Origin of the sequence: Mycobacterium sp. 852002-51961_SCH5331710 (assembly GCF_001665535.1) — a bacterium.
GTDB lineage: Bacteria > Actinomycetota > Actinomycetes > Mycobacteriales > Mycobacteriaceae > Mycobacterium.
Map to the genome: position 1 here is coordinate 109117 of NZ_LZSQ01000128.1, position 13495 is coordinate 122611.

The following is a 13495-nucleotide window of genomic DNA, read 5'->3' on the forward strand; positions in this document are numbered from 1 at the left end:
GCTGGACAGAAATGAGAGCATGGAGGTCGTGACCACCCACCACGTGCCGATCCATGCCGCCGGACACGGACCGCGGCCGCGCACGTTCACGCAGTCGTCGAAGCTGCAGGACGTCCTGTACGAGATCCGCGGACCGGTGCACGAGCACGCGTCCCGGCTGGAGGCCGAGGGGCACCGCATCCTGAAGCTGAACATCGGCAATCCCGCGCCGTTCGGCTTCGAGGCGCCGGATGTGATCATGCGCGACATCATCCAGGCGCTGCCCTATGCGCAGGGCTACTCCGACTCCAAGGGCATCATGCCGGCCCGTCGCGCGGTGTTCACCCGTTACGAACTCGTCGAGGGGTTCCCGAGATTCGACGTCGAGGACGTCTATCTCGGCAACGGCGCCTCCGAGTTGATCCAGATGACGTTGCAGGCATTGCTGGACAACGGCGATCAGGTGCTGATCCCTGCGCCGGACTATCCGTTGTGGACCGCGTGCACGTCGTTGGCCGGCGGCACCCCGGTGCACTACCTGTGCGACGAGACGCAGGGTTGGATGCCCGACATCGCCGACCTGGAATCGAAGATCACCGAACGCACCAAGGCGATCGTCGTGATCAATCCGAACAACCCGACCGGCGCGGTGTATACGCGCGAAGTCCTCACGCAGATAGCGGATTTGGCGCGTAAGCACCAGCTGATGCTGCTCGCCGACGAGATCTACGACAAGATCCTCTACGACGACGCCGAGCACATCGCGATGGCGTCGGTGGCCCCCGACGTACTGACATTGACCTTCAACGGATTGTCGAAGGCCTACCGGGTGGCCGGTTACCGGTCGGGCTGGCTCGTGATCACCGGCCCCAAGGAGAATGCCGCGAGCTTCATCGAGGGCATCAGCCTGCTCGCAAACATGCGGTTGTGCCCGAATGTGCCTGCGCAACACGCGATTCAGGTCGCGCTCGGCGGGCATCAGAGCATCGACGAGCTGGTGCTGCCGGGTGGTCGGCTGCTCGAGCAGCGCGATGTGGCCTGGCAGATGCTCAACGAGATCCCTGGGGTGTCGTGCGTGAAACCCCAAGGCGCCCTTTACGCCTTCCCCCGCCTGGACCCCGAGGTCTACGACATCGCCGACGACGAACAGCTGGTGCTGGACCTGCTGCTGCAGGAGAAGATCCTCGTCACCCAGGGCACCGGGTTCAACTGGCCGACGCCGGATCACCTGCGGATCGTGACGCTGCCGTGGGCCCGCGACCTGGCCAACGCGATCGAACGGCTGGGCAACTTCCTGGCGAGCTACCGGCAGTAGGGGCACGCGACCGGACTAGAACCCGGTGTGCTCCAACCACGCCTCCCACACCGCGGCGTCGCCGAACACCTCGATGCCGAGGTCTGCGGCCGTGCGCCTGCGAGTGATCGCCAGGAGCAGGTCGGTCGCGGTGCCGCGCAGTGCGGCGTCGGCCTTGCTGTGGTCGTGCGACCACGAGACGCCCAGCTCGTCGTGGACGATGGTCCACTCGCCCGTGGGCCCGAGCCCGTCGTCGGTGGCGTGCATGTGGATGCTCCTGCCGGGGTCCAGCGCCGGTGGCGGGCCTGCGGCGACCATCAGCTCGACCCATTCGCTGATCGCGTCGGCGGCGAGCTCCGCCGGTGGGGCGTAGTCGGCCCCGAGCGCCAGGGCCGCGTCGGCGTGGTGCACGGTCACCTCGTGCAGCCGACGCCGGATCCACCAGCCCGCCGGGCGCGGGCCGCGGAAGGTCCACACCCTGGTCGCCGCACCGGCCCGTTCGACCGCGTCGACCACCAGCTGCGCACCCTGGTTGAACCAGTCAGCGGCACCCTCGGGCTCGTCGGGTGGCTTACCGTCGCGCACCTCGCGCGGATCCAGCGCGGACATCCGGCGCTCGGCGATGATCTGTGCCGCCCACCGGTTTCCGCGGCCCACGTGGCGGAAGAGCTGTTTGAGCGTCCAGTCGGGACAGGTCGGCACCGGCGTTGAGGGGTCGGCACTGCGGATCAGTTCCCCGAATTCGCGGGTCTGGTCGAGCAGCGCGGCTCGGAAATCCACGCCCCGAACGTACTCAAAACTGGACGCCGAGACCCCCGTTCGAGCCGATCTCGTTTCCGCGTGTCCGGTTCCGACAGAACAGGCCCGGTCAGGACGGTGAACTGAGTTGAGAGCGCGCGGTTCCCAACGTGATCGGCAGCGACGCCCACCCCCGCAGCACCCGCGTTTCGCGTCGGCTGCCCGCACCGGCCAGCCGCGCCTCGGGGAATCGCTCGAAGAATGCCCGCAGGCCGACCTCGCCCTCGGCGCGGGCCAGCGCCGCCCCGAGGCAGAAGTGCCTGCCACCGGAGAACGACAGGTGTCGGCCGGCGTTGCCGCGCTCGAGGTCCAGGCGGTCGGGGTCGTCGAAGACGTTGGGATCGCGGTTGGCGCCGACGATGTAGACGATCACGGCCCTGCCGCGGGGAATCGGCTGACCCGCGATCTCGGTGTCTTTCGTCGCCCTGCGCGCCGTCAGCTGCACCGGCGGTTCCAGGCGCAGGATCTCTTCCACCGCGGTAGGCCACAGTTCGGGTCGCTGCGCCAGGGTCTCGAGGTGCTCCGGGCGGTCGAGCAGCATCCGGATGCCGTTGCCCAGCAGGTTGACCGTCGTCTCGAATCCGGCGGCGAGCACGAGGCCGGCTGTCGCCATCAGCTCCTGCTGGTTGAGCCGGGCGCCTTCGTCGGACGCCGCGATCAGCTGGCTCATCAGGTCGTCGCCCGGGTTGCGCCGCAGCCCTTCGAGGTGTCCCGACAGCCACTCGTTGAAGCCCACGACGCTGCGATAGACCGTGCGGTACTGCGGCCAGGTCAGGCCGATGTCGAGGCTTGCCGCACCGCGCTCGCCGAACTCCAGGACCTTGGCCCGGTCCCCGTCGGGCACGCCCAGGATGTCACCGATCACCGCGACCGGCAGTTGAGCGCAGTAGCGGTCGACGATGTCGACGGTTCCGGCGTCGGCGAGTTCGTCGAGCAGCGATTCGGCGGTCTCCTGCACCCGCTCCCGCAGCGCGGACACTGCTCTGGCGGTGAACACCGACGACACCAGCTTGCGGTACCGCGTGTGCTGGGGCGGTTCGACCGCCAGCATCGACGGAGGTTCGAGCGGATGCAGCAGATCGGTCTTGGTGCGGTTGGCCACCCACTGCACCGGCTTGGGCAGATTCGAGCCGATCGGCAGCACCTCGAAATCCTCGGACCGCAACAAGTCGCTGGCGATCCCGTGGTCGACGGTCAGGTGCACGATCGCGGCCTCGACCAGCGGTCCCCGGGCGCGCAGTTCCTCGGCGAACGCCACCGGGTCCGCGCGCACCGTCGGATCGGCGATCATCCGCCCCTGCGGATCGCCGCGGCGGGCGAGCAACGTCGAGGCGCCGCGCACGAAGCCGTGCACCGCCAGCCATCGGATCCGGTGGCGGATCGGTCCACCCGGCCGACCCGGACGAATCGGTTCCACGCGGCCGAGCCTACCGACTGTGCGCCGCCGCGCCCCTCCCCAGGCAGTGAAACCGCCAGCCCGCCCGCATCCACCGGTCCGCGTCGAGGCAATTGCGCCCGTCGACAACAACTTTCGCGCGTACGGAACCGGCGAGCCCGGCCGGATCCAACTCGACGAATTCGCGCCACTCCGTGAGGACCAGCACGGCGTCGGCCCGTTCACACGCCTCGGACACCGACGTCGAATAGTTCAGCGTCGGGAACTGGCGTCGGGAGTTCTCCATCGCCTTCGGGTCGTAGACGTTGACGGTCGCCCCGTTGAGTTGCAGCATCCCGGCCACGTTGAGCGCCGGCGAGTCACGCACGTCGTCGGACTCGGGTTTGAACGCGGCGCCGAGCACGGCGATGTTCGCGCCCAGCAGCGATCCGCCGCACGCGACGGTCGCCAATTCCACCATCCTGCTGCGCCGACGCATGTTGATCGCGTCCACCTCGCTGAGGAACGTCAACGCATGGTTGGCGCCGAGTTCACCGGCGCGGGCCATGAAGGCGCGAATGTCCTTGGGCAGGCAGCCGCCCCCGAAACCCAATCCCGCGTTCAGAAAGCGGCGGCCGATCCGCGGGTCGTGCCCCAGGGCGTCGGCGAGCAACGTCACGTCGGCGTCGACGGCCTCGCACACCTCGGAGATCGCATTGATGAACGAGATCTTGGTGGCCAGGAACGCGTTGGCGGACACCTTCACCAATTCGGCGGTTTGCAGGTCGGTGACCAGAAGAGGAACCTGCCGGGCCAGCAGAGGGGCGTACAGTTCGCGGATCGACGCCTCGGCGGCACTCGAATCCCGTTGCACGCCAAGCACGATCCGATCCGGATGCAAGGTGTCCTGTACGGCGAAGCCTTCCCGGAGGAATTCGGGGTTCCAGGCGATCTCGACGTTCACACCCGGCGCCAGCCCACGCACCCGGCCCCGGAGTTCGGCGGCGGTGCCGACAGGCACGGTCGACTTGCCGACGATGACCGCCGGCCGGTTCAAGCGCGGAACCAGCCTGTCGACGACGGCGTGGACGTGGCGCAGATCGGCGGCGTACTCCCCTTTCTTCTGCGGCGTCCCGACGGCGAGGAAGTGCAGGTCGGCGAATTCGGCGCCCGCGTCGTAGTCGGTGGTGAATGCCAGTCGGCCGGCGGCGATGTTGTCGTTCAACAGCTTTCGCAGCCCGGGTTCGTAGAACGGGATCTCACCGGAGGCGAGTTTGGCAACCTTACCGGCGTCGATGTCGACGCCGAGGACCTCGTGACCCAGCTCGGCCATTCCCGCCGCGTGGGTGGCTCCCAGATAACCCGTCCCGAAAACGGTGCACCGCATACCGCTTTGATATGCAGCCCGAATGAGCTAACGGCTACGCGACACTGAGCGCCGGGCCAACGGCAGGTTACAAGTCGCTAGCCGGCGCAGATGTTCAACACACAGATGGACACCCCGTCATGACCAGACGAGCCGCCCCTGCCCCGGGAACCGCTGTCGCTCGACCCACTGCCGGGATATCGGCCCGATCCGCTGCCGGGATAGCCGCTGGATCCGCTGCCGGAATGGCTGCCGGATCCGGGACCGCCACCTGGACCGTTCTGCCACGGCGGGACCTGAGGCTTGGGCAGCTGCGGCGCCTCGGGCTCGTCGCGCCACGGCGGCGTCCACGACGGGGGCTTCGGCGGTGTCCATACCGATCGCGGCGGCGACCACGGAGGATTCCACGGGTTCTGCGGTCGCGGATAGTACTGCGGTGGTGCCACCGCCGGCGGGACGTACACCGGAACCGGGGCCGGAACCACCGGCGCGGGCGCGACGGGTGCGGGCGCGGGTGGCGGTGCCGCGGGCGGAGGGGCGGGCGCAGGCGCTGCGGGCGCCGGAGGCGGGGACTCGACGTAGACGGTCCGCGGCGCTTGCGGCGCAGGCTGCTGCTGGACCACCGGCACGGGCGCCTTGATGGTCTCGGCCTGCGGAGGCGGCGGCGGCGCCTGAGCCGGCTGCGCCTGCTGCGCAGGTGCGGGCGACGGTGCCGGCGCGACGGTGCTGGGAACAATCGCGCTCTGGCCCGGACTCGGTCGCTGATCGGCCGTGGGCCGGATGCTCACCGCCAACGAAATCACCAGCGCCACAACGCCGACGACGAAGATCGACGCCATCGCGCTGCCGACGAGCAGGAACGGCTTGCGGTCGTCGCCGGCCGCGGGCGTCAGGCCGGTCCCGGGCTCGGCGCCGCCGACGTAGGCGCCGTCACCGCCCACGGGGGCCAACTGTGTTTCCGCCGCGGCGAGCCCGGCGTAAACCGAACCCGCGGTGGTGCCGTCGGGGTCTTGCGAGTAGGCGAGCCCGACGGTGGACGCCTCCATTGCCGGCGCATTGGCCGCGGCAAGGGCCGCACCGCGGGCGAGCGCCATCTCGGGCTCGTCGGGGGCGTGCACCGGCAGGCTGACCAGATGCTCGAGATGGCTCTTCACCGAGCTGACGTCCACACCCGAGCCGACGACGAACATGCCCTGCGGCGGGTCGTCCTGGGCGTCGACGGCGGCGGCCATGTCCGCGAGCACGGCCATCGCGTCCTGGCTGTGCAGGCTGCTGCTGAGCACCTTGACCACGGACCCGTCGTCGGTCTGTACGACCGACAGCGTGGCGGTGTCGCGATCGATGAAGAGCAGCGCGGTGGTGTCATAGCCGACCGCGCGCCCGACGGCCTGGGCCAGCGCGCCGGCCGCGTGTCCGTCGGAGACGAGCATGACGTCGTCGATGTCGCGCGCAGCGAGCGCGTCGCGCAGTTGCGAGGCCTCGGCGTGGTCGCTCCAGGTGACGCCGATGGCCTTGAGATCGTGACCGCCCGCTTCGGCGCTCTCCTTCGTGCCGAGTACGGCGTCGACCACTTGGGCGGCGGCACCCGACGTTGCTGAACCGTCGCTCCCGCTGACATCGAAGACGTCGTGGTCGACGGTGGCCCCGTCGCCCTTCTCGCCTTCCACCAGCACCATGCGGACCGTCACAGGTGTCATGGACACACCCAGTACGATGTCCACTGCCCCTCCAAAAAAGTTTGCTATAACGTCTAGTCCGCCGATCGACCCCGCTCGCCACACAAGCCACCGACTAGTACTTAATCGTCCCCACCAGGACGGGTGTTACGCCCGAACCCGCATTTGCTGAGAACGATCAGCCGCGGCCAGCTCGATATGCGGCACGGGGATGCCGGCGCCGGTATCTAGACCCTACTCGCGTCAACGAGCAACGGCTCGGGTGCGTTCAATCGGCGGCGTTGGTCTCCATCCGCGACGCATTGTCCGGATCTCCGAGGGCGCCCAGCGACGTCCGCCGGGTGGGCACGTGACCGTGCACGCCTTCCGCGTACGCGGTCTCCGCGTGCTGGGTGAAGTCGACGCCGGTGGTCTCGTCTTCGGCGCTGACCCGGAATCCCATCACCCGATCGATCACCTTGGCGATGAGGTAGGAGGCGGCGAACGCATAGAGGGCCACGACCACCACCGCCAACGACTGCTTTCCGAGCTGCGTCAGCCCGCCGCCGTAGAGCAGGCCCGACGGGCCCGCGGTCATCACCTCGGTGGCGATCAGTCCGATCAGCAGCACACCGACGACGCCGCCGACGAAGTGCACACCGACCACGTCGAGCGAGTCGTCATACCCCCACCGGAATTTCAGGCCGACCGCGAACGAGCACACCACGCCCGCGGCGGTGCCCACGATGAACGCGCCGAGGGTGTTGACCGTCCCGCACGACGGTGTGATGGCGACCAGCCCGGCCACCACACCGGAGGCGGCGCCGAACGTGGTGGGTTTGCCGTCGCGAATTCGCTCGACGGTGATCCAGCCGAGCATGCCCAGACAACCGGCCACCAGGGTGTTGAGGAACACCGCGGCCGCGGTCCCGTTGGCGCCCAGCGCCGAACCGGCGTTGAACCCGAACCAGCCGAACCAGAGCAGGCCCGCACCGAGCAACACGAACGGCAGGTTGTGCGGGCGCATGGCGTCCTTCTTGAAACCGATGCGCGGCCCGAGCACCAGCGCCAGCGCCAAAGCCGATGCGCCCGAGACGATTTCGACGACCAGCCCGCCGGCGTAATCCAGCACTCCGAGGTCGAACAGCCAGCCGCCCGGACCCCACACCCAATGCGCCACCACCGCATACACCGCCACGGTCCACACCGGGACGAACACCATCCACGCGGCGAACCGGGCCCGGTCGGCGATCGCGCCGCTGACGAGCGCGGCCGTGACGATCGCGAAGGTGAGTTGGAACGTGGCGAACAGCAGCTCGGGGACGTTGCCGTGCAGGGTCGTCGGATTGATGCCGAGCATCCCGATGTGGCGCAGGTTGCCGAAGAGACCCCCACCCGCGTCGTCGGAGAAGGCCACGCTGTAACCGGCCAACAGCCACGCGACCGTGCACAACGGGATCGAGATGAAGCACATCATGATCATGTTGAGCACACCGGTGGTGCGGACCATGCCGCCGTAGAATATCGCCAGGCCGGGCGTCATCAACAGCACCATCGCCGTCGCCGCCAGTAGCCAGGCCGTCGCGGCTGGATCGATCGCGTCCATGGGGGCTCCTCCCGGTCGGGATGAGCTTTCAGGCCGGACGTTTCAGCCGCGGGGCGTGCGTGTTTCTGGAATGTTTCGTGTTTCGGCCGAGTTACCGAGTGCTCACGACGACGCAGTCAGGTCGCCTTGATGAAGTTCTGGTACGACCGCGACGGAGTCGGACCCCGTTGCCCCTGGTACTTCGACCCGGCCCGCGCGCTGCCGTAGGGATGCTCGGCGGGGCTGGTCAGCCGGAGAAGGCAGAGCTGACCGATCTTCATCCCGGGCCACAGTGTGATCGGCAGGTTCGCCACGTTGGACAGCTCGAGCGTGATGTGTCCGGAGAAGCCCGGATCGATGAAGCCCGCCGTGGAGTGCGTCAACAGCCCCAGACGCCCCAGCGACGACTTGCCCTCCAACCGGCCGGCGAGGTCGTCGGGCAGGGTACACAGTTCGAGCGTCGAGCCGAGCACGAACTCGCCGGGGTGCAGAACGAACGGCTCGCCCGGCTCGGACTGGACGAGGGTGGTCAGCTCGTCCTGCTGCTTGGCCGGGTCGATGTGGGTGTAGCGGGTGTTGTTGAAGACGCGGAAGAGATTGTCGAGCCGGACGTCGATGCTGGACGGTTGGACCAGCGAGTCGTCGAAGGGATCGAGGCCCAGTCGCTCGGCGGCGATCTCGGCGCGGATGTCGCGGTCGGAGAGCAGCACCCGACGAGCGTAGCCGCTCGGATGTTAGCCTTCGTGCTCAAACAGGCCGGTGTAGTTCAATGGCAGAACATCAGCTTCCCAAGCTGAGAACGCGGGTTCGATTCCCGTCACCGGCTCCACGAAAACCACCCTCCGGCGCGGGCAGGGTTGATCAATCGGTACCGCGGGTAATGCCTTCTCCAGGCGTCGTAGGTGCGCGCCGTCAGCGATAAGCGAGAGGTCGCCACCCGATGGACACCCGATACGCCACGCCAGGGAGCTTCACGAACCCGCCACACGACGGGCTGCGCCGCGGCGAACGCCCTATTTCGCCCGACGACGATCCCTTCTACCGAGCTCCACAGGGCTACGAGCAAGCCGAACCAGGCACGGTGTTGCGATCGCGCGATGTGGAGATCGGGTTCCTCGGTCTGATCGGCCAACGGGTGAAAGCCACTCAACTGCTGTATCGCACGACAAATCTGCACGAAGAACCGGAAGTCGCCGTGACGACCGTGTTCGTGCCGGCGCAGCGCGCGTCCTCCGTCGACTGCGCGGTCCTGTCGTATCAGTGCGCGATCGACGCCGTGGCGTCGCGCTGTTTCCCGTCATACGCCATGCGGCAAGGCGCCCGACCGATCGGCGCGTTCGTCCAAGCCGAGTACCTGTTGGTGATCGCCGCGCTGGCCGAAGGCTGGGCGGTGTGCGTACCGGATCATGAAGGCTGCCATGGCATGTGGGGCGCTCCCGTCGAGCCCGGCTACCGCATTCTGGACGGGCTGCGAGCGGCGACGGGGTACGAGCGACTGGGATTGTCGCCGTCAGCGCCGACGGGCCTCTGGGGATACTCAGGAGGAGGCTTGGCATCGGCGTGGGCAGCCGAACTGTGCGATCGATACGCACCGGAACTCAACATCGTCGGCGCCGTTCTCGGCTCGCCCGTCGGCGACCCGGGCAGTGTCGCGCGCCGCCTCAACGGCAGCTTCTTCGCCGGTCTCGCCGCGCTGATGATCTCCGCTCTGACGGAAGTCTTTCCCGGCGCGCGAAGTGTCGTGAACGAGCATGCGACCGCCGAGGGTAAGGCGTTGCTCGACAGGTTGAAGACAATGACGACGGCCGAGGCAGTCTGGCGGTTACGCAATGTCGACATCGGGTCGTACGTGGACATGACGGCCGACGAATTGTGGGACCTGCCCGAGGTGCGTCACATCTTCGACGAGACGAAGCTCGGCAAGTCCAAGCCCAAGCCTCCCGTCCTGGTCGTACAGGCGGTGCACGACGGAATCATCAGCGTCGACGACATCGATGTGTTGGTGGCTGAGTACGAACGCATCGGCGCGGCGGTGACGTATCACCGAGACGGGTTCTGCGGTCATCTGCTGTTGCACCCACTGTCGGCGCCCATGACGCTGCGGTGGCTGCGCGATCGATTCACCGATCGGCCGGTCGATGAAAACAAAACTCGCACAATGTGGCCGACGTTGTTCAACCCGTCGACGTACCTGGGAATGGCCAAGATGGGCGTCATCACGGCCAAGGTGATTCTCGGGCGGTCCGTCCAGCGCCAACCGCTATCGACCACGGATGCTCGCTAACGCCGATTTGTGGTCGGGTCAGCAGCAGGAAGCCGCGGTGTCGGCATCAGCATCGGGACGTCGTGGACTGACGCCGAACGTCTCGGAGTCGGCCAGCACTGTGTAGACCTCCCACTTCTCCCCGGCTGGGCCGGTTACCCACACCTTGTCTTGTTTGGCGAAGCAACACGTCGTGCCGATTTCCTCGTCGGTGACGAGTCCTTCCTCTGACAGGCGTGCGATTTCAGCGTGCACTTTCTCGCTGGTTTCGACCTCGACACCGAGGTGATTGATGGTGCCTCCCCGACCGGGATTTTCCAGAAGAACCAGTTTGAGCGGCGGTTCCGCGATGGTGAAGTTGGCGTAGCCCTCCCTCACCTTGGCTGGCTGCGCGTCGAACAGCTTCGAGTAGAAGCCGACGGCGTCGTCGAGATCATCGACGTTGAGGGCCAATTGGATACGGGACATTATTCGGTCCTCCTACCTGTGAGACATATATCGAATTGGTGTGCTGCCCATACTGCTCCACCTTTTTGATAAATGTCAAGAAGCTGGCATACTCGAGTCATGCCCAAGGCCTTGCCCACCGTCGACATCTCCGCGCCCGTGTGCTGCGCACCTGTTGCCGCTGGTCCGATGAGCGACGAGGACGCGCTGCAGGTGGCGCTTCGACTGAAGGCGCTCGCCGACCCGGCGCGGGTGAAGATCGTGTCGCATCTGTTCGGTTCCGACGAGGGCGAAGAGAACAGCGGCGATCTCGCTAAGGCCCTCGGGCTTACGGAGTCGACGGTCAGCCACCACCTCGGCCAGCTTCGGCGTGCGGGACTTGTGGAGTCGGTCAGGCGCGGGATGAACGTCTACCACCGACCGCATCGAGGCGCCCTCGGCGCGCTGTGCCTCGTGCTCGATCCAAACTGCTGCACCGGATGGGTGGAAGAAACCACCTAGTCGTGATCGGCGCCGTAGCCGCCGCGCAAATCCGTGTGGGCAGCATTCAGTGTGCGGTCACAGAGAGCGATCAAGACGTCGACGTCGAGGTCCGATTCGTCGCCGAGTCGGTCCAACCAGGCGGACTCTTCCCGCTTCAACTCGGACCACTTCTGGTACCCACCGAAATAGACGGTCGTGTCATCGGGCGGCGGCGCGTCGACGACGGTTTGGGCTAGCTGTCTCTTACATGAATCGAACTGCGCCAGCGAGTATCCGTGCTCGCGAAACTGGCGATCCCATTCGTCGAGCAGCAGGTCCGTGAACTCCCGAACCGGTTGCGCAGCGTAGACCGTCAACTCCGCGATCCCGTCTACGCGGGAGGCAGTGCCGATCAGGACGGATTAACCTCGAGTGAGTGGCTAGTGCGGCGCTCGATCTCCTGCTTGGTCCGGAAGGGTCGAACGTGCTCGCCGCCGCGGTCGCCGAATACGACTGCCAACTCGAAGACCTGCGCCCAGCGGAGGTCAACGTCGACCCGTCCGGAGCCGCGATCGTGACGTACGTGGCGGACGTGCGCCGTGCCGACAGCACCCTCACGACGGAATTCCTCGGCGCCACAACGGGAAAGCGGATCCCGGCCGGTGCTGCTGTCGTCGCGGGTGAGTACCGCGGCGAGCCGGTCGAGGTCGGCATCTGGGCCTGGCCCCGCGATCCCGCGCTACCCGCACTACCGACGGCCAGCACCCCCACCCTGCTGGCCGAGCTGTTTCGCGAGTCCGGGCTGAGCGAGTCGTCGACTCTCGACATCCGGCCACTGCGGTACCTGCCGTCGCGGCACGCGGTTCTCGAGGTGCACGACGAAGACTCGCGGTGGTTCGTCAAAGTCGTGCGGCCCTCAGCGGTGGACGATCTCCGTCGTCGGCACGCGATCGCCTGCCGCAATGTGCCCGTTCCTCGGGTCCTCGCCTCGACCGCGGACGGCGTGCTCGTGCTGGAAGAAGCGCAGGGAACTCCCCTGGACGCCCTCATCGCCGATGGTGAGGCCGCACTTCCCTCACCCGAGGCGCTGGAATCGGTGATGAACGCCCTGCCGGACGATCTGATGACCCTCGACCGGGAACCGTCGCATCTGGAGCTGGTCGAATACCACGCGGGCGCACTGCGGCGAGCGGCCGCCGACGAACCCGCGGTCCTGACCCGGCTCACCGAGGTCGTGGACGCCCTGCACTCGGTCGACATCGAGCGCGAGGAATTGGTGCCCGTCCACGGCGACTTCCATGAGGGGCAACTGTTCGCCGACAACGGTGTCGTGACAGCCCTTCTCGACATCGACAGCGCCGGGCCCGGAGAACGGTCCGACGAGTGGGCGACGCTGCTGGCGCACCTATCGGCGCTGGCGCTCGACGATCCGAACCGGGACGTGGCATCCCGATACGCGGACGCGATCCTCGCCCACGCCGAGCGGCACTTCCCGGCTCGGCCACTACGACAGCGAACGGCTGCGGCGCTGGTCGGGCTGGCGACGGGGCCGTTTCGCCTGCAACACCCGCAGTGGCCCCGGCACACTCTCACGCTGCTGGACGTGGCCATGGATTGGTTGGCCGACGCGAAATAAGGGTTTGCAGCTCAAAGCATTCCGCGCGAGACTGGAACGTGGGCCGGGGAAGCAATACGAACGGGAAGCGAAGGGAAGATCAAAGTGGAACGACCGGCCACCTGGAAAGTCGTGACCCTCGGTGCGGCCCTCACCGGTCTCAGCGTCACGGGCGCCGGTGCCGCCCAGGCAGACAATGGAGCTACCGTCCCCGCCCCCGCATCGGTGAGCGCGGCAGACCTCAATGCACCTCTGCGCCCGCACGGCACCCCTCACTGGTCACCGTGGAGGCCGCACTGGACGCCGTGGAAAGTGGTCAAAAGCCCGTGGAAGTGCGTCAACAGCCCGTGGAAGTGCGTCAACAGCCCGTGGAAGTGCGTCCCGCCATGGTGACGATCGGCTGACGGCCGTCCCGGCAGTTCCGGCCTCCTTCGGTGGTCGGATGAAACGAGGGCCGACGCCCGATTCGAAGCGCTTCCCGAGGGTCCGCACTCGTTGATCGACGACGAGGTCGCCTCGGCAGTCCTCGCCTTCGTCTGCGGCGCATCTGTAGTCTGCCCTTGCCACGGCATCCTGGTCCGCGCAGGCCTTCACACCGGCGAATGCGAACGGTGCTGGCCAGTCGAACGGTCCGCGACCTGTACGCCGGCTCGGGG

The 13495-nt window shown here is 67.3% G+C and carries 12 protein-coding genes and 1 tRNA gene; 5 read left to right on the forward strand and 8 right to left on the reverse strand.

Going from position 1 to position 13495, the window contains the following annotated elements; genetic code table 11:
- Positions 1-19 precede the first annotated feature (19 nt).
- On the forward strand, positions 20-1294 hold the full coding sequence (locus A5752_RS25650; protein WP_067091927.1) for a pyridoxal phosphate-dependent aminotransferase: 1275 nt from the start codon (positions 20-22) through the stop codon (positions 1292-1294).
- Between the two features lie 15 nt (positions 1295-1309).
- Here the strand turns inward: A5752_RS25650 and A5752_RS25655 are convergent, their stop codons facing one another.
- From A5752_RS25655 to dcd, 6 genes are all read right to left on the reverse strand, one after another.
- Positions 1310-2053 carry a maleylpyruvate isomerase family mycothiol-dependent enzyme gene (locus A5752_RS25655; RefSeq protein ID WP_067091929.1) on the reverse strand — a complete coding sequence of 248 codons (744 nt, stop codon included), beginning with the start codon at positions 2051-2053 and terminating at the stop codon, positions 1310-1312.
- 88 nt (positions 2054-2141) lie between these two features.
- Positions 2142-3452 carry a cytochrome P450 gene (locus A5752_RS25660; protein ID WP_231983521.1) on the reverse strand — a complete coding sequence of 437 codons (1311 nt, stop codon included), beginning with the start codon at positions 3450-3452 and terminating at the stop codon, positions 2142-2144.
- Positions 3453-3498: 46 nt separating this feature from the next.
- A complete protein-coding gene (locus A5752_RS25665) occupies positions 3499-4833 on the reverse strand; it encodes a UDP-glucose dehydrogenase family protein (protein WP_067091931.1) in 1335 nt (444 codons plus the stop codon).
- 77 nt (positions 4834-4910) lie between these two features.
- On the reverse strand, positions 4911-6533 hold the full coding sequence (locus A5752_RS25670) for a DUF7159 family protein (protein WP_067091933.1): 1623 nt from the start codon (positions 6531-6533) through the stop codon (positions 4911-4913).
- Between the two features lie 223 nt (positions 6534-6756).
- Entirely contained in the window at positions 6757-8073 is a 1317-nt protein-coding gene (locus A5752_RS25675; RefSeq protein ID WP_067091935.1) for an ammonium transporter, read from the reverse strand.
- Between the two features lie 116 nt (positions 8074-8189).
- On the reverse strand, positions 8190-8762 hold the full coding sequence (dcd, locus tag A5752_RS25680) for a dCTP deaminase (RefSeq protein ID WP_067091937.1): 573 nt from the start codon (positions 8760-8762) through the stop codon (positions 8190-8192).
- Between the two features lie 45 nt (positions 8763-8807).
- Between dcd and A5752_RS25685 the strand changes: the two genes are divergently transcribed.
- Together A5752_RS25685 and A5752_RS25690 are read left to right on the forward strand one after the other, a co-directional pair.
- Positions 8808-8881: transfer RNA gene (locus A5752_RS25685), tRNA-Gly, on the forward strand.
- 111 nt (positions 8882-8992) lie between these two features.
- Positions 8993-10336, forward strand: coding sequence for a lipase family protein (locus tag A5752_RS25690; protein ID WP_067091939.1), 1344 nt, complete (start codon positions 8993-8995; stop codon positions 10334-10336).
- Between the two features lie 18 nt (positions 10337-10354).
- Here A5752_RS25690 and A5752_RS25695 read toward each other — a convergent pair whose 3' ends face one another.
- Positions 10355-10783 (reverse strand): ArsI/CadI family heavy metal resistance metalloenzyme, encoded by a 429-nt coding sequence (locus A5752_RS25695; RefSeq protein WP_067091941.1) that lies wholly within the window; start codon positions 10781-10783, stop codon positions 10355-10357.
- Positions 10784-10882: 99 nt separating this feature from the next.
- Between A5752_RS25695 and A5752_RS25700 the strand changes: the two genes are divergently transcribed.
- On the forward strand, positions 10883-11263 hold the full coding sequence (locus A5752_RS25700) for an Rv2640c family ArsR-like transcriptional regulator (RefSeq protein ID WP_067091943.1): 381 nt from the start codon (positions 10883-10885) through the stop codon (positions 11261-11263).
- On the opposite strand, the gene A5752_RS25705 is transcribed toward A5752_RS25700, so the two are convergent.
- Entirely contained in the window at positions 11260-11601 is a 342-nt protein-coding gene (locus A5752_RS25705; RefSeq protein WP_067091945.1) for an LIM domain-containing protein, read from the reverse strand. The two genes, A5752_RS25700 and A5752_RS25705, sit on opposite strands and share 4 nt — an antisense overlap.
- Positions 11602-11660: 59 nt before the next feature.
- Between A5752_RS25705 and A5752_RS25710 the strand changes: the two genes are divergently transcribed.
- Positions 11661-12860 (forward strand): phosphotransferase, encoded by a 1200-nt coding sequence (locus A5752_RS25710; protein ID WP_067091947.1) that lies wholly within the window; start codon positions 11661-11663, stop codon positions 12858-12860.
- The last annotated feature ends 635 nt before the right edge of the window (positions 12861-13495 follow it).